The sequence below is a fragment of the Streptomyces sp. NBC_00019 genome, assembly GCF_045041015.1.
Taxonomy (GTDB): domain Bacteria; phylum Actinomycetota; class Actinomycetes; order Streptomycetales; family Streptomycetaceae; genus Streptomyces.
On record NZ_CP108302.1, the window covers coordinates 1644892 to 1663454 of the forward strand.

General features: G+C 72.2%; 20 protein-coding genes. 8 read left to right on the forward strand and 12 right to left on the reverse strand.

Translation table 11 applies throughout. The features are described from left to right. Positions 1 to 32 precede the first annotated feature (32 nt). Entirely contained in the window at positions 33 to 326 is a 294-nt protein-coding gene (locus OHU89_RS08025; RefSeq protein WP_405641215.1) for a DUF6332 family protein, read from the forward strand. Here the strand turns inward: OHU89_RS08025 and OHU89_RS08030 are convergent. The 4 genes from OHU89_RS08030 to OHU89_RS08045 are packed head-to-tail and all read right to left on the reverse strand — an operon-like array spanning position 287 to position 3436. Beyond that, positions 287 to 952 (reverse strand): response regulator, encoded by a 666-nt coding sequence (locus OHU89_RS08030; protein WP_405641217.1) that lies wholly within the window; start codon positions 950 to 952, stop codon positions 287 to 289. The genes OHU89_RS08025 and OHU89_RS08030 overlap by 40 nt on opposite strands. Beyond that, on the reverse strand, positions 949 to 2169 hold the full coding sequence (locus OHU89_RS08035) for a sensor histidine kinase (protein ID WP_405641219.1): 1221 nt from the start codon (positions 2167 to 2169) through the stop codon (positions 949 to 951). The genes OHU89_RS08030 and OHU89_RS08035 overlap by 4 nt, the downstream gene beginning before the upstream one ends. A 53-nt stretch (positions 2170 to 2222) precedes the next feature. Continuing rightward, positions 2223 to 2540 (reverse strand): MMPL family transporter, encoded by a 318-nt coding sequence (locus tag OHU89_RS08040; protein WP_405654378.1) that lies wholly within the window; start codon positions 2538 to 2540, stop codon positions 2223 to 2225. Beyond that, complete coding sequence (locus tag OHU89_RS08045) at positions 2465 to 3436, reverse strand: MMPL family transporter (RefSeq protein ID WP_405641221.1); 972 nt, start codon at positions 3434 to 3436, stop codon at positions 2465 to 2467. Before OHU89_RS08045 ends, OHU89_RS08040 begins: the two co-directional genes overlap by 76 nt. Before the next feature lie 126 nt (positions 3437 to 3562). Here OHU89_RS08045 and OHU89_RS08050 point away from each other — a divergent pair, with 126 nt between their 5' ends. After that, complete coding sequence (locus OHU89_RS08050; protein ID WP_405641223.1) at positions 3563 to 4354, forward strand: BTAD domain-containing putative transcriptional regulator; 792 nt, start codon at positions 3563 to 3565, stop codon at positions 4352 to 4354. On the opposite strand, the gene OHU89_RS08055 is transcribed toward OHU89_RS08050, so the two are convergent. Continuing rightward, on the reverse strand, positions 4303 to 5040 hold the full coding sequence (locus OHU89_RS08055) for a TetR/AcrR family transcriptional regulator (RefSeq protein ID WP_405641225.1): 738 nt from the start codon (positions 5038 to 5040) through the stop codon (positions 4303 to 4305). The genes OHU89_RS08050 and OHU89_RS08055 overlap by 52 nt on opposite strands. Positions 5041 to 5187: 147 nt before the next feature. On the opposite strand from OHU89_RS08055, the gene OHU89_RS08060 reads away from it, so the two are divergent. Then, positions 5188 to 5637, forward strand: a complete 450-nt coding sequence (locus OHU89_RS08060) for a nitroreductase/quinone reductase family protein (RefSeq protein ID WP_405641227.1) — start codon at positions 5188 to 5190, stop codon at positions 5635 to 5637. Here OHU89_RS08060 and OHU89_RS08065 read toward each other — a convergent pair. Then, on the reverse strand, positions 5627 to 6865 hold the full coding sequence (locus tag OHU89_RS08065; RefSeq protein ID WP_266895905.1) for a geranylgeranyl reductase family protein: 1239 nt from the start codon (positions 6863 to 6865) through the stop codon (positions 5627 to 5629). The genes OHU89_RS08060 and OHU89_RS08065 overlap by 11 nt on opposite strands. Before the next feature lie 132 nt (positions 6866 to 6997). On the opposite strand from OHU89_RS08065, the gene OHU89_RS08070 reads away from it, so the two are divergent. From OHU89_RS08070 to OHU89_RS08080, 3 genes are all read left to right on the forward strand, one after another. Next, positions 6998 to 8353 (forward strand): dipeptidase, encoded by a 1356-nt coding sequence (locus tag OHU89_RS08070; RefSeq protein WP_405641229.1) that lies wholly within the window; start codon positions 6998 to 7000, stop codon positions 8351 to 8353. 61 nt (positions 8354 to 8414) lie between these two features. Beyond that, entirely contained in the window at positions 8415 to 9137 is a 723-nt protein-coding gene (locus OHU89_RS08075; RefSeq protein WP_405641231.1) for an MBL fold metallo-hydrolase, read from the forward strand. Between the two features lie 4 nt (positions 9138 to 9141). Next, positions 9142 to 10203, forward strand: a complete 1062-nt coding sequence (locus tag OHU89_RS08080) for a protein kinase family protein (protein ID WP_405641233.1) — start codon at positions 9142 to 9144, stop codon at positions 10201 to 10203. Here OHU89_RS08080 and OHU89_RS08085 read toward each other — a convergent pair. The 3 genes from OHU89_RS08085 to OHU89_RS08095 all read right to left on the reverse strand — a co-directional run bounded on the left by OHU89_RS08085 (position 10173) and on the right by OHU89_RS08095 (position 12642). Beyond that, on the reverse strand, positions 10173 to 11213 hold the full coding sequence (locus tag OHU89_RS08085; protein ID WP_405641235.1) for an NUDIX domain-containing protein: 1041 nt from the start codon (positions 11211 to 11213) through the stop codon (positions 10173 to 10175). The genes OHU89_RS08080 and OHU89_RS08085 overlap by 31 nt on opposite strands. Before the next feature lie 138 nt (positions 11214 to 11351). Further along, the gene (locus OHU89_RS08090; RefSeq protein ID WP_266895895.1) at positions 11352 to 11543 is read right to left on the reverse strand and encodes a hypothetical protein; all 192 of its coding nucleotides are present in this window, start codon (positions 11541 to 11543) and stop codon (positions 11352 to 11354) included. Between the two features lie 151 nt (positions 11544 to 11694). After that, the gene (locus OHU89_RS08095; RefSeq protein ID WP_405641237.1) at positions 11695 to 12642 is read right to left on the reverse strand and encodes an ROK family protein; all 948 of its coding nucleotides are present in this window, start codon (positions 12640 to 12642) and stop codon (positions 11695 to 11697) included. A 194-nt stretch (positions 12643 to 12836) separates the two neighbouring features. Between OHU89_RS08095 and OHU89_RS08100 the strand changes: the two genes are divergently transcribed. Continuing rightward, positions 12837 to 13886 carry a LacI family DNA-binding transcriptional regulator gene (locus OHU89_RS08100; protein WP_266895891.1) on the forward strand — a complete coding sequence of 350 codons (1050 nt, stop codon included), beginning with the start codon at positions 12837 to 12839 and terminating at the stop codon, positions 13884 to 13886. A gap of 331 nt (positions 13887 to 14217) precedes the next feature. After that, positions 14218 to 14997, forward strand: a complete 780-nt coding sequence (locus tag OHU89_RS08105) for a hypothetical protein (RefSeq protein ID WP_405654380.1) — start codon at positions 14218 to 14220, stop codon at positions 14995 to 14997. On the opposite strand, the gene OHU89_RS08110 is transcribed toward OHU89_RS08105, so the two are convergent. From OHU89_RS08110 to OHU89_RS08120, 3 genes are all read right to left on the reverse strand, one after another. Then, positions 14943 to 16748, reverse strand: a complete 1806-nt coding sequence (locus tag OHU89_RS08110; protein ID WP_405641239.1) for a serine/threonine-protein kinase — start codon at positions 16746 to 16748, stop codon at positions 14943 to 14945. The genes OHU89_RS08105 and OHU89_RS08110 overlap by 55 nt on opposite strands. A gap of 78 nt (positions 16749 to 16826) precedes the next feature. Next, positions 16827 to 17078, reverse strand: coding sequence for a hypothetical protein (locus tag OHU89_RS08115; RefSeq protein ID WP_405641240.1), 252 nt, complete (start codon positions 17076 to 17078; stop codon positions 16827 to 16829). Positions 17079 to 17096: 18 nt separating this feature from the next. Further along, complete coding sequence (locus tag OHU89_RS08120) at positions 17097 to 18392, reverse strand: DUF6986 family protein (protein WP_405641242.1); 1296 nt, start codon at positions 18390 to 18392, stop codon at positions 17097 to 17099. Positions 18393 to 18563 lie beyond the last annotated feature (171 nt).

Consider the following 18563-nt stretch of genomic DNA (forward strand, 5'->3'; position numbering starts at 1 on the left):
TCCGTCGGGCGCACGGCTGTGACACTCGTCGTATGACTGGTTACGGGGGACGACGGGATCAGGCCGCGCGGGACGCGATCACCGTCGAGATCGGATACGCGCTGTTCAGCGCGGCGTTCGCGGCGGCGGTCGTCTTCGGGGCGCTCGCGGGCCCGGCGCTGCTCTTCGAGCTGCCGCAGACGGTGGAGAAGCTCCTGACGCACGTGGCCCTCGCAGTGGCGCCGGTGCTGTTCGTGGCCCGGGTCCTCAGTGTGCTGCTGCGCTTCCGGCCCGAGGACGGCGTGGCTCAGCCCAGCCAGCCCGGCCGCACCAACCCCGACTCGTAGGCCAGCACCACGAGTTGGGCCCGGTCACGGGCTCCCAGCTTCACCATCGTGCGGCTGACGTGGGTCTTCGCGGTGAGCGGGCTGACCACCAGGCGCCGGGCGATCTCCTCGTTGGACAGGCCGATGCCGACCAGCGCCATCACCTCCCGCTCCCGCTCGGTGAGCCGGGCCAGCGCGTCGGCCGTCGCGGGCTCCTTGGAACGGGCCGCGAACTCGGCGATGAGCCGCCGGGTCACCCCCGGCGAGAGCAGCGCGTCTCCCTCCACCACCGCCCTGACCGCGCGCAGGAGTTCCTCCGGCTCGGTGTCCTTGACCAGGAACCCCGAGGCGCCCGAGCGGATCGCCTCGAAGACGTACTCGTCGAGCTCGAAGGTGGTGAGCATGACCACCTTGACGTCCGACAGCCGCTCGTCGTCGGTGATCCGGCGGGTCGCGGCGAGACCGTCGAGCACCGGCATCCGGATGTCCATCAGGACGACATCCGGACCCAGTTCGCGCACCAGGCGCACCGCCTCCTCACCGTCGGAGGCCTCGCCGGCCACCTCGATGTCCGGCTGCGCGTCGAGCAGTGCCCGGAATCCGGCCCGGACAAGCGACTGGTCGTCGGCGAGCAGTACGCGGATCACCGGTTCTCCTTCACTGTGAGGGGCAGTACGGCGAGCACCCGGAAGCCTCCGTCGGGACGCGGCCCGGCCTCGATCGTGCCACCCAGGGCCGCGGCCCGCTCCCGCATTCCGGCCAGCCCGTTGCCGCTGCCGCCCACGTCGGCGCCGGTCGCGGGCCCGTCGTCGTCGATACGGAGCCGTAGCGTCGTCCCGTCGTCATGAGCGAGGTGCACGCGTGCGTGCCGCGATCCCGAATGCCGTACGACATTGGTGAGCGCCTCCTGGACGATGCGGAACGCGGCGAGATCCGTACCCGGCGCGAGTTTCGGGGCCTCCCCCTCGATCTCCACGGTCAGTCCCGCGCTCGCCGCCTGCTCCACCAGTTCCGGCAGCCGGTCGAGCCCGGGGGCCGGCGCGCGGGGCGCGTCCCCGGGGGTGCGCAGGGTGTCGAGGACCTGGCGGACCTCGCCGAGCGCCTCCTTGCTGGCGGCCTTGATCGTGGTGAGCGCCGTGCGTGCCTGTTCGGGGTCGCTGTCGAGGAGAGCGAGGCCGACGCCGGCCTGCACATTGATCACGGAGATGCTGTGCGCGAGCACGTCGTGGAGTTCGCGGGCCATCCGCAGCCGCTCCTCGTCGGCGCGCCGTCGTGCCGCCTGCGCCCGCTCGGCCCGCTCCCGCGCCCACTGCTCGCGGCGGGTCCTGGCCAGCTCAGCAAGCGCCACGATGGCGACACCCCAGGCGCCCACCACCCCCTCCGAGCCCCAGGAGGCCGCCTCGTCCCCGGCCGGCGGCAGCCACTGGTAGAGCCAGTGGGCCACCAGGACATGCCCGGTCCAGAGCAGGCCGAGTGCCGTCCAGGCGGCCTTGCGATGTCCCGCGACGATGGCGCTGAAGCAGCCCAGGGCGAAGGTCACGAAGACCGGTCCGTAGGGGTACCCGGCGCCCAGGTAGAGCATCGTGGCGGCCGCCGTGCCGAACACCACGGCCACCGGATACCGCCGGCGCCACAGCAGCAGTCCGGCCGCCACGACGAGCAGCACGCGCGCGAAGGTGTCGAGCGGGGCCCGCTCGTGCACCTGCTGCTCGGCGGCGAAGCGGGATCCGCCCAGCACGAAGACCGTGATCAGCACGGTGGACAGCCAGGGCCACCGCGAAGCGCGCTCCGCCTCGTCCCAGCGGTGCCACCACGGCGGCCCGTGCCGCCACCACAGACCTCCGGAAACCCGCTGCTCATCCATGTCCGCCACGCTAGACGCCGCCCGCCGCCCGGGACGTCAGCCGGGCGTGGTCATCACACGTACTCCCCGCGAAGTACGTCGCCCTCCCTGACCCGCAGCCGCCGCAGCCGGTTCGGCGCCCACCAGTTCGCCCGCCCCGCGAGCCGCATCGTCACCGGCAGCAGGACGACCCGGATGAGGGTGGCGTCGACGAGGATCGTCAGGGCCGTCCCGACGCCGAGTTCCTTGAGGAAGACGACGCCTCCGGTGGCGTACGACAGGAAGGACAGCGCGAGGATCCCGGCCGCGGCGGTGATCAGCGGCGCGCTGTGCCGGATGCCCTCACCGACGGCGCGCTCGGTGTCACCGGTCCGCTCGTGCTCCTCCTTGATACGGGCCTGACGACCGTGCGGCCGGCGGTGACGGTCGCCGCGAGGACGGCCGCCTCCCGGTCGCGGCCAGCGCCGCGCTCCTCGCGGTAGCGGTTGATGACGAACAGGCCGTAGTCGACGCCCAGTCCGAGGCCGAGCACGAGGGCCAGATTCGCCGCGAACGTCGACACTTCCGTGAACTGCGCCAGCAGGCGCAGCCCCGCCAGCGCGCCGAGGACGGACAACAGACCGACGGCCACGGTCAGCAGGGCGGCCGCGGTGCGCCGGTAGACCAGGATCAGCAGAAGCACCACGACCGGCAGGGCGAACGCCTCCGCCCGCAGGAAGTCGGCGCGGGCCTCCTCGCCGACCTGCCGGGAGATCTCCTCCTGCCCGCCGACGCGGACGTCGAGCTCGGGGGTGGTGCGGGTCAACCGGGGTGAGAGGGTGGCGAGTTCCTCGCGGGTCTCGGTCGCGTCGCCGGCCAGGTGCACGAGGATCAGGGCGCGCCGCCCGTCCTCGCCCCGCAGGGCGGAGCTGTCGGCGTCCCAGTAGGAGGTCACGTCCATGACCAGCGGCAACTCCTCGACCTCCGCGAGGAGTTCACGCGCGGCCCGCTCGGTGCGCGCACTGTCCACGTCTCCGTCGCGTGCCGTGACCAGGAGGGCGAGATTGGGGTTCCCGGTGCGGAAGTCGTCGCGCAGCAGGTCCCCGGCACGCACCGACTCGGTGCCGGGCGCGCTCCAGCGCGACAGATCGAGGTCCTCCTGGGCGCCCGCGCCGTAGGCGCCGAGACCGAGCAGGACGAGAAGTGCGCCGGTCAGCACGGCGCGACTGCGCCGCACCGCCAGACGGCCGAGCCGGGTGAGCATGGGGCAGCCCTTCCAGGGGAGTTCCGGATCGAGTGACCCGCTCACCGTCCGCCCGCTCGCTGGAAGGCCCGCTGGAAGATCCGCTGGAAGACGCGCAGGGGTAGCTGTGCCGCCTTCGTGCGCACGGACGCCGTCTCCGTCGAGTCCTGCCCGAAGGTCTAGGCTCGACGCATGGGTGATGGGACGGCCGGGACCGTGCGCTTCGAACTGCTGGGCCCGCTACGGGCGTTGAGCGACGGCGCCGAGATCCCGCTGGGCCCACCGAAGCAGCGCGCGGTTCTCGCCGTGCTGTTGCTCCAGGAGGGGCGGACCCTGTCGTACGACGGGCTGGTCGAGGCGGTGTGGGGCGGGGCACCGCCGGTGCATGTACGCAACCTCGTGCAGAAGTACGTCTCCGGGCTGCGCCGCGCGCTCGGGGACGGTGTGCTGCTGGAGTGGGCCGGCGCGGGGTACCGGCTGACCGGCGCCGCCATCGGCGACCTGGCCGAACGGCGGCTCCTGGTGGACGAGGCGCTCACCGCGCGGGATACCGGTGAGGTGCGGCGGGCGGTCGAACTGGCGCGTCGGGCCGAGGAGTTGTGGCGCGGTGACTTCGCGGAAGGCCTGCGGGCACCCTGGCTGGCGGCGGAGCGGCTGCGCTGGGCCGAGAAACGGCTCACCGTCCTGGAGGCACGGCTGGAGGGCGAGATCGCGCTCGGCCGTTCCTTCGAGTACGTCCACGAGCTGGTCCGCCTCGTGGCGACGCACCCTCTGCGCGAGCGTCTGGTCGAGCTGCTGATGCTCGCCCTGTGCCGCCTCGGCCGCCCCTCCGACGCGCTCACCGCCTACGAGGGCGCCCGGCAGCGGCTCGCGGAGGCGATGGGGGCGGACCCGGGACCGGCGCTGCGGTCCCTGCATGCGCGGGTGCTGCGTCAGGACCCGGAACTGCTGCCGTCGCCCTCACCGGCGGTGCCGGTCGGCTGAGCCGCCAGCCCCACCCCGTGGGCGAGTCGGGTCGCGGCCTGCCGGAAGAACGTGTCGCGGTCCTCGACGACCCGGTTGAACTGCCCGAACAGCTCGAACCCCACCAGCCCGAACAGCTGGGCCCAGGCCGCGACGAGCGCCGCCACCGACCCGGGCGGCAGGTCCGGGGCGAGGTCGGCGGTCAGCCGCTCGGCTTCGGGGCGCAGTTCGGCGGACAGCGGGGGCTCGGTCAGGGCGGCCGCCTGGTGGGCGTCGCGGACGATGCCGATGAAGACGAGGCCGACGCGGGAGGCGGCCGGGACGGTGGTGTCGGGCGCGGTGTAGCCGGGCACCGGCGAGCCGTAGATCAGCGCGTACTCGTGCGGATGCCGCAGTCCCCAGCCGCGTACCGCCTCGCACGCCGCGGTCCAGCGCTCGGCCGGCCCGGCGCCCGCGGCCTTGTCGTGCGCCGCCTCCGCGCTCTCGCCCACGGAGTTGTAGGCGTCGATGATGAGGTCGGTGAGCAGGTCGTCACGGCTCGGGAAGTACCGGTAGAGCGCGGACGAGACCATGCCGAGCTCACGCGCAACGGCCCGCAGCGAGAGCTTCGCGGCACCGTCGGCGGCGAGCTGTCTGCGCGCCGCGTCCTTGATGGCCGCGGTGACTTCGATCCTGGCCCGGGCACGGGCGCCGTGTGCGGTGCTCATGGGAGCCAGTGTCCCACGAACACAGAGCAGTGCACACAAACGAGAGCGGTGAACAAATAAGAGAGCACTGCTCTTGCTTTGGAGCACCGTTCTGCTGCAGACTGAGGGCACAGCGAGAGCACCGCTCTCCATCCGATGGGGGTCACCATGTCGCAGCCGTACTACCTCAAGGGCAGCCCGCTCAACGTCCGCTTCAACAGCGTCTTCGGCTGGCTGGCCCGGCACGGCCTCAGCCTGGCCGGGATGGCGGAGATGTCGGTGCGCGGCCGCAAGAGCGGCAAGATGCAGCGCATCCCGGTCAACCCGCACACGTACGAGGGCGAGCAGTACCTGGTCTCGGCACGCGGCCACTCCCAGTGGGTGCGCAACATGCGCGTGGCCGGCGGCGGGGAGCTGCGGATCGGCCGCAAGGTCCGCGAGTTCACCGCGGTGGAGCTTCCCGACGCGGAGAAGCTCCCGATCCTGCGGACCTACCTGGAGAAGTGGGGCTGGGAGGTCAACCAGTACTTCCAGGGGGTCACCGCGAAGTCCTCCGACGAGGAGATCGTCGCGGCGGCCCAGGACCACCCCGTCTTCCGGATCACCGTCAGGAAGTGACCTCGTCGCCGTCCGGTACCTGCCGACGGTCCAGCGTGGCCAGAACACGCTGGGCCATGGGGCGGCCGCGGACGAGCTCACCCAGCGTCGTGGACCCGCGCGTGATCTCCATGAACGCCCTCCAGACCGGCCGGAACCCGGTCAGCGCCGCGTGGAAGAGACCGGGGCGGCGCTCGAACGCCATCAGCAGCCGCTTGCCGACGCTCATCTCCACACCCAGCCCCGCCTTGATGGCGAACGCGTAGTTGAGGGCCTGGCGCCGGGTGTCCACGGCGTCGTGCGCCTCGGCGATCCGCACCGCCCACTCCCCCGCGAGCCGCCCCGAACGCAGCGCGAACGAGATGCCCTCGCGCGTCCACGGCTCCAGCAGTCCCGCCGCGTCCCCGCACACCAGCACCCGGCCACGGGACAGCGGCGAGTCGTCGGCCCGGCAGCGGGTCAGGTGACCGGAGGAGATGCTCGGTTCGAACCCGGCGAGGCCGAGCCGCCCGATGAACTCCTCCAAGTACCGCTTGGTCGCGGCCCCTTCACCGCGCGCCGAGATCACCCCGACCGTGAGGGTGTCGCCCTTGGGGAAGACCCAGCCGTAACTGCCGGGCATCGGCCCCCAGTCGATGAGCACCCGCCCCTGCCAGTCCTCGGCGACGGTCTCCGGCACCGGAATCTCCGCCTCGAGGCCCAGATCCACCTGGTCGAGCTTCACCCCGACATGTGCTCCTATCCGGCTGGCACTGCCGTCCGCGCCCACGACCGCCCGCGCGAGCACCGTCTCACCGCCCTGCAGGACCACGGCGACGGTACGCCGGTCCGGCACCGCCGTCCCGTGCTGCTCGACCCGCTGGACGGCGACGCCCGTGCGCAGCTCGGCGCCGGCCTTCTGGGCGTGCTCGACGAGCTGGTGGTCGAACTCGGGCCGGTTGATCAGCCCGAACAGCATCTGCTTGGAGCGACGCGTCCGGGTGAAGCGCCCGTTGTGCGAGAAGGTCACCGCGTGCACCCGGTCCCGCAGCGGCAGCTCGAAGCCGGGCGGCAGCGAGTCGCGCGAGGGTCCGATGATGCCGCCGCCGCACGTCTTGTAGCGGGGCAGCTCCGCCTTCTCCAGCAACAACACACGCCGGCCGGCCACCGCCGCCGCGTACGCGGCCGAGGCACCTGCCGGCCCCGCACCCACCACGACGACGTCCCACACCTGCTGCGCGTCGTCCGCCGAAGAGTTCTCGCTGGTCACGATGGTCTACTGCTCCGATCAAGCCCGTTGCCGCACCTGCCTCCCGCATCCTACGACCGTCATCGCCGCAGGCCACTGTGGGAGGATCTCCAAACCCACATGTACAACGTCGCACCTACAAGGAGCGTGCCCATGTCGTCGAATCCGGTCGCCGAGACCGTCGCCTCGCTGATGCCCAGGGCGCGGGCGGAGCTCACCGAACTGGTGGCATTCAAGTCGGTGGCGGACTTCGACCAGTTCCCCAGGAGCGAGAGCGAGGGTGCCGCCCGCTGGGTCGCCGACGCGCTCGGCGCCGAGGGCTTCCAGGACGTGGCCCTGCTCGACACCCCGGACGGCACCCAGTCGGTCTACGGCTACCTGCCCGGCCCCGCCGGCGCGAAGACGGTTCTGCTCTACGCGCACTACGACGTGCAGCCGCCGCTGGACGAGGCCGCCTGGACCACTCCGCCGTTCGAGCTGACCGAGCGCGACGGCCGCTGGTACGGACGCGGTGCCGCCGACTGCAAGGGCGGCGTGATCATGCACCTGCTCGCCCTGCGCGCGCTGAAGGCGAACGGCGGCGTGCCGGTGCACGTCAAGGTGATCGCCGAGGGCTCCGAGGAGATGGGCACGGGCGGTCTGGAGCGGTACGCCGAGGAGCACCCCGACCTCCTGGAGGCCGACACCATCGTCATCGGCGACGCGGGCAACTTCCGGGTCGGTCTGCCGACGGTCACCTCCACCCTGCGCGGCATGACCCTGGTCCGTGTGCAGGTCGACACGCTCCGGGGCAACCTGCACTCCGGCCAGTTCGGCGGCGCGGCGCCCGACGCGCTGGCCGCGCTGATCCGCGTACTGGACTCGCTGCGCGCCGAGGACGGTTCGACGACGGTCGACGGCCTGGCCCCCGAGACCGGGTGGGACGGCCTGCAGTACGACGAGGAGCAGTTCCGCAAGGACGCGAAGGTCCTGGATGGCGTCGAGCTGATCGGCTCCGGCACGGTCGCCGACCGCATCTGGGCGCGCCCGGCCGTCACAGTCCTCGGCATCGACTGCCCGCCGGTCGTCGGCGCCACCCCGTCCGTGCAGGCGGGCGCCCGCGCCCTGGTCAGCCTGCGGGTGCCGCCGGGCGTCGACGCCGCCGAGGCGACCAAGCTGCTCCAGGCCCATCTGGAGGCGCACACCCCGTGGGGCGCCCGGGTCCGCACCGAGCAGACAGGCCAGGGCCAGGCCTTCAGCGCCGACACGACCAGCCCGGCGTACACGGCGATGGCCGAGGCCATGTCGGTCGCCTACCCGGGCCAGGAGATGCAGTACGCAGGCCAGGGCGGCTCCATCCCCCTGTGCAACACCCTCGCCGCCCTCTACCCGCACGCCGAGATCCTCCTCATCGGCCTGAGCGAGCCAGAGGCCCAGATCCACGCGGTGAACGAGAGCGTGTCCCCGCAGGAGCTGGAGCGTCTCTCGGTCGCGGAGGCACTGTTCCTGAGCAACTACGCGGCGGGCTGACCGGCTCTGCCGTCAGCAGAAGGCCCTCGTCCACGGACGGGGGCCTTTCTACGGTCGTCCCATGGACGTCATCGAGCTCCTCCCCCGCCTCCACCTCCTGCGCTTTCCGGTCGGCCAGGCCTATCTCTGGTGCGACGACACCGGGTTGACGCTGATCGACGCCGGTCCGCCGGGCTCGGGCACCCCTGTCCGCGAGGCGATCGCAGCTCTCGGACGGCAGCCGGAGGACGTACGGCGGATCGTGCTGACCCACTTCCACGAGGACCATGCGGGCGGGGCGGGCGAGTTGGCCGCGTCGACGGGTGCCGAGGTGCTGGCTCACACCCTGGAGGGACCCGTCGTACGGGGTGACGTGCCGGGCCCTCCACCGGTGTTCGAGGACTGGGAGCGGCCCCTCCACGCGGAGGCCGCCAGGCATCTCCCCCAAGGCGACTTCGAACGCCCCGCGAAGGTCACGGAGTTGAACGACGGCGATGTCCTCGGCTTCGGCGGAGGTGCCCGGGTCGTCCATGCTCCCGGCCATACGCATGGCAGCATCGCCCTCCATCTCCCTCGCCGCGGCGTGCTGTTCACGGGTGACGCCATCGCCGCGTCGCCGCTGGACGGGTCGGTGATGCTCGGGGTGTTCAACGTCGACCGGGACCGAGCCGTCCGTTCCTTCCGCCGCCTGGCGGCGCTCGACGCGGAGGTGGCCTGTTTCGGCCACGGGGATCCCGTGACCGGCCAAGCCTCGGCGGCGCTGCGGAGATCGGCGGACACATACGCGGTGTCCGACCGAGAATGACTCCATGTCCCGCACCGAGCGCCGCACCGCCCATGCCGACATCGCCACGTCCCTCGCGCTCCTCAGCGACATCGAGCTCGCGGCGCTGGTGGAATCGGGGTCACCGCTCGGTACCGGAATCGGCGGACGTGCGGTGCTCGTCGAGGTGGACGGCAGACGGGTCTTCGTGAAGCGGGTACCGCTCACCGACCTCGAACGGAGGCCGGAGAACGTCCGGTCCACGGCGAACCTCTTCCAGGTGCCTCCGTACTTCCACTACGGCATCGGGAGCCCGGGGCTGGGCGCGTGGCGGGAACTCGCCGTCCACACGATGACGACCAACTGGGTGCTGGCGGACCGCTTCCCGGGATTCCCGCTGATGCACCACTGGCGGGTCCTGCCCGACACCCCGCAGCCCCTCCCCGCCCAACTCGCGGACGTGGAAAGTGTCGTCACCTACTGGGGCGGCAGCCCGGCGGTGCGTGAGCGCCTCGAGGGGCTGCGGACGGCGTCCGCGAGCCTGGCGCTGTTCCTGGAGTACGTGCCGCACACCCTCCACGACTGGTTCGACGCCCGGTTGCGCACGGACGACGCCGACGCCGCGTGCGCCTTGGTGGAACAACAGCTGGGCGAGCTCACCGACTTCCTCGGCAGCAGCGAACTCCTGCACTTCGACGCCCATTTCCAGAACATCCTCACCGACGGCCGGCAGTTCTATCTCGCCGACTACGGCCTCTCCCTCTCCACCCGCTTCCGCCTCACCCCGCAGGAGCATGCCTTCTTCGACCGGCATCGGCACTACGACCGCGACTACACCACCAGGCACCTGGTGATCTGGCTCGTCACCGCCCTCTACGGGCATCGCGGGCAGGAGCGGGACGCCTTCATCCGCGCGTGGGCCGACGGTGAGCGGCCCGAGGGCGGGATCCCCCGGGCCGCGGCCGACATCATCACCCGCTACGCCCGACCGACGGCGGTGATGGACGACTTCGTCCGTCGGCTGTGCGAGGAGAGCAGGCTGACCCCCTATCCGGGCGAGGCGCTGCACGCCGCCGCTCAGGCCGTCGGAATGCCCGCCTCCAGATAGAGCGCCGCCCCGCGTTCCCGGGCCCGCAGCGCCCACCTCAGCCGCTCGTAGCGGACGGGCGGCAGCAGGTCGGCGGCCTCCTGCTCGGTGACGAAGCGCCAGTCCCGCAGTTCGGGCCCGGGCAGCAGCACCCGCCCCGCCTGCGCGGAGTCGAGGCGGCCGCCGTCGAAGAGGAGGCGCAGACCGCCGTAGCCGGGCGGCCGGGGCTGCTCCCAGTCGACGACGAGGAGCCGCGGCACGTCCTCCAGCCGTATCCCGGTCTCCTCTTCGACCTCGCGGATACCGGCCCGCGCGGGGGCCTCACCGGGTTCGACGACGCCGCCGGGGAATTCCCAGCCGGCTTTGTAGGTGGGGTCGACGAGCAGCACCCGGTCCTGCTCGTCGAAGAGGAGGACTCCGGCGGCGAGGGTCTCGGCGATCGGTTCGGGGGTCTGCACGATGTCGCAGACGGGTACGGAACCGGATCCGACCGCCTCCACGATGCGGACGGCCGTCTCGTACGGGGTGAGGGCGCCGTTGTCGACGGGGTGGGCGTCGGCGGTCAGCCAGGAGGCGAGGGCGGCGCGGTACGGCTCGATGTGGTCGTACGACCACTGCCGTATCCGTATGTCGCCGTCGGGCAGGTCAGGCGGGATCTCCCGCCCGGCTATTCGCTCCCGCAGGATCGTTTCGGCCGGGGCGAGAAGGAGGTGCCGGACCGTGATCCGGCGGGCGGCGAGGCCACCGAAGATCTCATCGCGGTACTCCTGGCGCAGCAGGGTCATGGGGACCACGAGGGTCCCGCCGAGTTCGGCCAGCATGGCGGCGGCCGTGTCGATCACGAGACGTCGCCAGATCGGCAGGTCCTGGAAGTCGCCGACCTCGGCGAGGTGCTTGGGCGGGAGCAGGTGCGTCAGCGCTCCGCCGATGACCTCGGGGTCGAAGAGCGTGCTGTTCGGGATCAGTTCGATCAGTTCTCGTGCGGTGGTGGTCTTCCCCGCACCGAACGCACCGTTGATCCAGACGATCACGGTTCCCCCTCTTCTGTTGGCCCCCTGAGGCTTGCCCGCTTCACCCTGCCACGGAAACCAGCCCCAGTTGAGGGGGCGCATAGGACGGCGCCGGCGCCCCCTGACGCAAGGGGCACCGGCGCCGTGTTCCGGTCGGCCTCAGCCGTTCTGCCCGAGGGCGGTGTCGTCTACGGAGAGGCTGTCGCTGGCGATCGTGTCGCCGAGCGTGCTGACGGTCTTGTCCACGTCGAGGTCGGGCAGGTCGCCCCCGAGCGCGTGCGACGGAGTGACCGCGGCGACGACGAAACCGGTGGCCATGGTGGCGATGGCGAGCATGGTGCGCTTCTTCATGCCCGGATCAACGGCGCGGGCGACCCGGAGTCACGGGAACACCGACGAAAGCGGCCGGCGGACGTACGCGAGTGCCCGGGCCCGGCGCGCGGCGGCGCCTCGGCCCGGGCACCCGTGGTCTGCCGGATCTCACGTTCCTGCCGAGGACCGGTCAGACCGGGGCCGCGTCCGTCCGCTTCGCGAGCGCGGCCGCCGCCGCACCCACCAGACCCGCGTCGGTGCCCATCTGGGCCGGTGTGACCACCAGACGCTGCACGAAGGACAGGGTGGCGTAGTCGGTCAGGGCCTTGCGCAGCGGCGTGAAGAGGACGTCGCCCGCCTTGCCCACACCGCCGCCGATCACGGCGATGTCGATCTCGACGAGCGTCGCCGTGGCGGCGATGCCGGCGGCGAGGGCCTGGGCGGCCCGTGCGAAGGAGGCCATGGCGACCGGGTCGCCGGCCCGGGCGGCGGCGGCGACCGCAGCCGCGGAGGTGTCGCCGTCGGGGCCGGGGCGCCAGCCGTTCTCGACGGCCCGGCGGGCGATGTTCGGACCGCTCGCGATGCGCTCCACACAGCCGCGCGAACCGCAGGCACACGGGTCGCCGTCGATGTCCACGCTGATGTGGCCGATGTGGCCCGCGTTGCCCGTCGGACCGGGGTGCAGACGGCCGCCCAGGACCAGACCGCCGCCGACGCCCGTCGAGACGACCATGCACAGCGCGTTGTCGTGGCCGCGGGCCGCGCCCTGCCAGTGCTCGGCCGCGGTGATCGCCACGCCGTCGCCGATCAGCTCGACGGGCAGCCCACCGATCGCCTCCCGGACCCGCCGGACCAGCGGATAGTCGCGCCAGCCGGGCACGTTCACCGGGCTCACGGTGCCCGCGGAGGCGTCCACGGGTCCCGCGCTGCCGATGCCGAGGGCGGAGGCACGTCCCCACAGCGGCGACGTGGTGAGCTCGCCGAGCACCTCCTCGACGGCACCCATCACGGTCTCGCCGTCCTCCTTGGCGGGCGTGGCGCGCTGGGCTCGCACCAGGATCCGGCCCTGGTCGTCGACCAGCGCTCCGGCGATCTTGGTACCGCCGATGTCGAGCGCGGCCACGAGGTCGGTGTGCATCAGTGTGTGATCTCCCGGTCAACCATGAGCGAGTGTGGGCCGATCCCGGGGTGGGGGCACGGAACCGGAGATTGCGGTGGACAGTGTCCCCTGCATCTGACAACGTTGTCCAGGCTCTATGCTCGACGCCACATCCTCATACAAAATCATGGACGCCGCACCTTTCTCGGACGACAGGAACAGGACGCCGCATCGTGCCCGACTCCACCCGCCGCGCAGACCGCCTCTCCGCCTCGCGTTACGGCAACCGTCCGACGATGAAGGACGTGGCCGCGCGCGCCGGGGTCGGCCTCAAGACGGTCTCCCGTGTGGTCAATGGCGAGCCCGGCGTCACACCGGAGACCGAGCGCCGGGTCCAGGAGGCCATCGACGCGCTCGGCTTCCGCCGCAACGACAGCGCGCGGGTGCTGCGCAAGGGCAGCACCGCCAGCATCGGGCTGGTCCTGGAGGACCTCGCGGACCCCTTCTACGGTCCGCTGAGCCGTTCCGTCGAGGAAGTGGCCCGTGCTCACGGCGCCCTGCTGATCAACGGCTCCAGCGCGGAGGACCCGGACCGTGAGCAGGAGTTGGTCCTGGCCCTCTGCGCACGGCGCGTGGACGGGCTGGTGGTCATCCCGGCCGGTGACGACCACCGGTATCTGGAGCCCGAGCTGAAGGCGGGCGTCGCCACGGTGTTCGTGGACCGTCCGGCCGGACAGATCGACGCCGATGTCGTCCTCTCCGACAACTTCGGCGGCGCCCGCGACGGCGTCGCCCACCTCATCGCCCACGGGCACCGCCGGATCGGCTTCATCGGCGACATGCCCCGCATCCACACCGCCGCCGAGCGGCTGCGCGGCTACCGGGCCGCCATGGAGGACGCGGGCATACCGGTCGAGGACGCCTGGATGTCCCTCGGCGTCACGGACCCCGAGCGGGTGCGCCGGGCGGCCGAGCAGATGCTCTCCGGACCGACGCCGGTCACCGCGGTCTTCGCGGGCAACAACCGGGTGACGGTCACCGTGATCCGCGTCCTCGCCGAGCATCCGCGCCGCGTCGCCCTGGTCGGCTTCGACGACATCGAGCTCGCCGACCTGCTCCAGCCCGGCGTCACCGTCGTGGCCCAGGACGCCGCAGCCCTCGGCCGCACCGCCGCCGAGCGCCTCTTCCGCCAGCTCGACGGCACCCTGGTCGTCCCGGAACGCATCGAACTGCCCACCCGCCTCATCACCCGCGGCTCGGGCGAACTGCCGCCGGCGGACTGAGCGGCCGATGGAGGAACGCACGCACGGGGTACGGCAGCCTGAGCAGGCCCCGGACGGACCCGCGAGCGGTCCGTCACAGCCGGGCTCGGTACCGCGAGCTTCTGCGGCTGATCCCTGGCAGCCGTTTCCGACGTCGGGCGGACACGCGGGCGGACCGGCGCCCAAGGTCTCGGATGACGATCCGCGGCAGTCCGAGCCGGCCCTGGACGGATACGCGGACGGTCCGTCACAGCCGGGTCCGGCCTCGGAGGCTCCCTCTTGGCCGTCTCCGCTCGCGGCCGACCGTTGGAGCGGCGTACGAGGCTCCGAGCCGGTCGCGGAGGCCCGCACCCTGGAGGCCCTGGGACTGGCCGAGGCGCCGCGTGATCATCCGCTGCTCTACCCAGGTGCCTGGCCGGCCGACTCCGGGCTCCTCGACGGGGACCGCCTCCTGCCCCTGGACCGGCTGCTGCACGAGGACCGCGTCCCCGTCCTCGCCGTCGGCTCCAACGCCAGCCCCGCCCAACTGCGCCACAAGATGGCCGAGTACGGGATCACCTCACCCATCCCGATGGTGCGGACCCGTGTCACAGGTATCGACGTCGGCGTCTCCGCGCATGTGAGCCTGCTGGGGTATGTGTCCGCCTCGCCGGTCGACGCACCCGCTGCCGTACGGGAGTTGTTCGTGACCTGGCTCGACGCGGAGCAGTTGGCGGTGGTCGACGCGAGCGAGGGGGTACCGCTGCCGACCGGCAACTACCAGCGCGCCTGGCTGCCCTCCCCCGAGGTACGGATCGAGCTGGGGGACGGCACGCACCTCCCGGGCGTGTACGTGTACGTCAATCGCCACGGCGTCCTCCACGACGGCACCGGCGCCCCCCGCACCCACCCGGGACAGCGGGCCCTGCTCACCGAACTCCTCATCGGCTCCGCCCGGTTGAGGGAACTGTTCGGGATCACGCCCGAGGAGTTCTGTGCCCGGGCGCGGGCCGACCGAGGACTGTGCCGGCAGGGCACGCGGCTCTTCAAGGAGGAGAAGCTGGTGACCTCCTCCGGCCTGGAGCGCCACGTGCGGGCTCAGCAGACCGGGAGCCCCGGCACCGGTTCGTCGTTGTCGCCGCCCTTGACGTAGACGTCGCTGACGTAGACGTTCGTGTTGCCGCTGTCGTCGTCCGTCCTGGCCCACCAGACGTTGGTCCACTCACCGTCTGTCTCGCGGCGGCCCAAATTCTGCTGGCAGTAGAAGTAGTTGGTGCCGGCTTTCAGGATGCCGACCTCGGTGCCGGAGGCGGTGTAGGAGGCGGCGGTCTTCCAGACCGTGCAGTTGTACTTGCCGCCGCCTATCGAATAGCAGGCCGGGGCGGGGGTCGTCTCGCCGCCACCACCGCCCGAGGTCCCGCCTTCGCCGCCGCCCGAGGTCTTCGTCGGGGAGGGCGTGGTGGCTCGGCCGGTGGGGGTGCTCTCGGTCGTGCGGCTCGGTGTCCCGGTCGCCGTCGGGGTCTTCTCGTCCCCCTGCTCGGTGGGCTTCGGGTCGTCCGTGCGGACGGCGCCGCCACGGCCGCTCGCCGAGGAGGTGGCCTCGATGCCGGTGGCGGACGCCGTAGGCCGCGCGTCGGTCTCCTTGTCGCCGCCGTTGTTCAGCAGGGCGACGGTGACGCCGGCCGACGCCAGGACGACGGTGACGGCCGCGGCGGCGAGGAGCACGCGGCCTGTGCGGCGGGAGGGCCGGGTGGCGTCCACGGGTCCGGTGACGGCCGGGTCCTGCGATCCCGGGGCGGCTGTCCCGAAGCCGTGCGGAGGCGGTCCCGCGGGGCCGGGAGCACCGTAGCCCTGCGGGGCGGGGACGCCCTGGCCGGGAGGACCGAAACCCTCCGAGCCCGGTCCACCCGTCGCAAAGCCCTGTCCTGCCGGAGCGACCGGCGGCACCGGCCCGAACCCCGGCGGCACCGACGGCACACCGCGCTCCGTCTCCTCCGACACCGCCCCCGGCGTACCCCGCAATGTCGTCGTCGGTGAATCCGTGCCGCCCGCGTCCGCGACCGCCTGCAGCAGTTCCCGCGCTTCCTCCGCCTCCGGGCGGCCCTCGGGCCGCTTGTCCATCAGCCGCCGGAGCACGGGCCCGAGCGCTCCCGCGCGACCGGGTTCCGGGAGCGGCTCGGTGACGATCGCGGTGAGGGTGGAGAAGGTGGACGTACGGCGGAAGGGCGAGGAGCCCTCCACCGTGGCGTACAGCGTGGCGCCCAGGGCCCAGATGTCGGAGGCCGGGCCGGGGTCGGCGCCCTGGGCACGTTCGGGTGCCAAGTAGTCGAGGGAGCCGACGAGTTCGCCGCTGTGGGTGAGGTGGGTGGCGGAGCCGTCGCCCGGGTCCTCCATCGTCGCGATGCCGAAGTCGGTGAGGACCACCCGCCCCGACCGGTCGAGCAGGATGTTGCCGGGCTTCACGTCCCGGTGCAGGACGCCGACGCGGTGGGCGGCCGCCAGCGCGTCCATGACCTTGGCGCCGATCCCGGCCGCCTCGGCCGGGTCGAGGGTGCCGCGCTCGCGCAGGACGTCGTCCAGGGAGGGTCCGTCCACCAGCTCCATGACGATCAGCGGGCGGCCGTCGACCTCGGTCACGTCATGGACGGCGACGACACCGGGATGGCGCACCCGGGCGGCTGCGCGGGCTTCGCGCTGCATGCGCAGCCGCAGGCCGGCGAGCTCGGGGCCCTCGGAGTCGGTGTAGGTGCGCAGTTCCTTGACGGCGACCTCACGGCCGAGGACCTCGTCCACGGCCCGCCAGACCACGCCCATGCCGCCCCGGCCGAGCTGCGCCACGACGCGATAGCGCCCGGCCAGCACTCGGCCGGTCTCGTCCGTCCGTCCGTTCTCCCCCGATGACACCGTTGCCCCGTTCCTGTGACCCGTCCGTGCGTGTCGCCCAGACTAATCCGTCACGCACGGCTCCTCGGCTGCCGCCCGTCACTCGTAGTCGGTCGCCGCACGCAGCGCCCGGGCCAGGAAGGTCCAGTCGCCCCCGGCGGGAAGGTCCTTGTCGAAGTTCCGGTACCAGCCCGGCGCGGAGTCGATCCACGCCGAGAGCGCCTCCAGGAAGGTGTCGAGGGTGCGGTTCTCCCACTCGTCACCGCGCTGGAGGCACTCCTCGTGCAGTGCGCGGACGAACGCGGCCGGTTCCTCGCGGGTGCGTATCTCGTCATCGGGTGCGAGCGTCATGGCCGCAATCTACGGGCCCTACTGGCCGGAGATCGTCAGGTCGCCGCGCCGGGGTGCCGCGAAGGCCTCCAGGTCGGCCCTGGTCAGGCCGGTCAGGCGGGCGACCTCGGCGATGTCGAGGGCGCCGCAGTCCAGGCCGCGCAGCAGGTAGCCGGCGAGGGCCTTGGCGGTGGCGGGCTCGTCCATGACGTCGCCGCCGGTGTGGTTGGCGTAGCGGGCGAGACGGGCGGCGGCCTGCTCGAAGCCCTCGCGGTAGAAGGCGAAGACGGCGGCGTACCGGGTCGGGATGTGGCCGGGGTGCATGTCCCAGCCCTGGTAGTAGGCGCGCGACAGGGCACGGCGGGTGAGGCCGTAGTGCAGGCGCCAGGCGTCGTGGACCTTCGCGGTCGGGCCGACCGGCAGGACGTTCGTGGAGCCGTCGCAGACGCGTACGCCGGTGCCCGCGGCCGCGACCTGCATGATCGCCTTGGCGTGGTCGGCGGCCGGGTGGTCGCTGGCCTGGTAGGCGGCGGAGACGCCGAGGCACGCGCTGTAGTCGAAGGTGCCGTAGTGCAGACCGGTGGCGCGGCCCTCGGCGGCCTGGATCATACGGGCGACCGTGGCGGTGCCGTCGGTGGCGAGGATGGACTGGCTGGTCTCGATCTGGATCTCGAAGCCGATCCGGCCGGGCTCGAGGCCGCGCGCCTTCTCGAACTCCTCGAGGAGGCGCACCATGGCGGTGACCTGCTCGGCGTAGGTCACCTTGGGCAGCGTGAGGACGAGCCCCTCGGGCAGGCCACCGGCCTCCATCAGCCCGGTGAGGAAGATGTCCAGGGTGCGGATGCCGCGGTCGCGTACCGCCGTCTCCATGCACTTCATGCGGATGCCCATGTACGGGGCCGCCGTGCCGTCCCGGTACGCCTCGGCGATCAGGCGGGCGGCACGGGCCGCGTCCTGGTCCTCGTCCTTGCCCTGGTAGCCGTCCTCGAAGTCCACCCGCAGGTCCTCGATGGGCTCGCGCGCCAGCTTGGCCCGCACCCGGGAATACACCGGCTCGGCAAGCTCGTCGGACAGTCCCAGTACGGCGGCGAAGGACGCGGCGTCCGGGGCGTGTTCGTCGAGCGCGGCGAGTGCCTGGTCGCCCCAGGAGCGCAGGGTGTCGGCAGCGAAGGCGTCGCCGGGGACGTAGACGGTGTGGACGGGCTGGCGGGTGCCGGGGTCACCGGGGTAGCGGCGCTCCAGCTCGGCGTCGACCGGCGCGAGGGAGGCACTGATCTCCTCGCTGACGGCACCCGCGAGGCTCGTCGCCACCTGCTCCTGCTGGCCCTGACCCATGCCACACCCTCCTATTTTCCGCTCTACGGAATCAACAATCCGTAGAACGAAGTTATCCGTGGAGTTCCTGCCGGTCAACACCCGTCCGCAGCATGAGTCACCACAGTCATTCCAGACGCCCTCTTTCGCACTCCGGTTCGGGCATTCATCCTGACCCGTCGGGAGGGGATT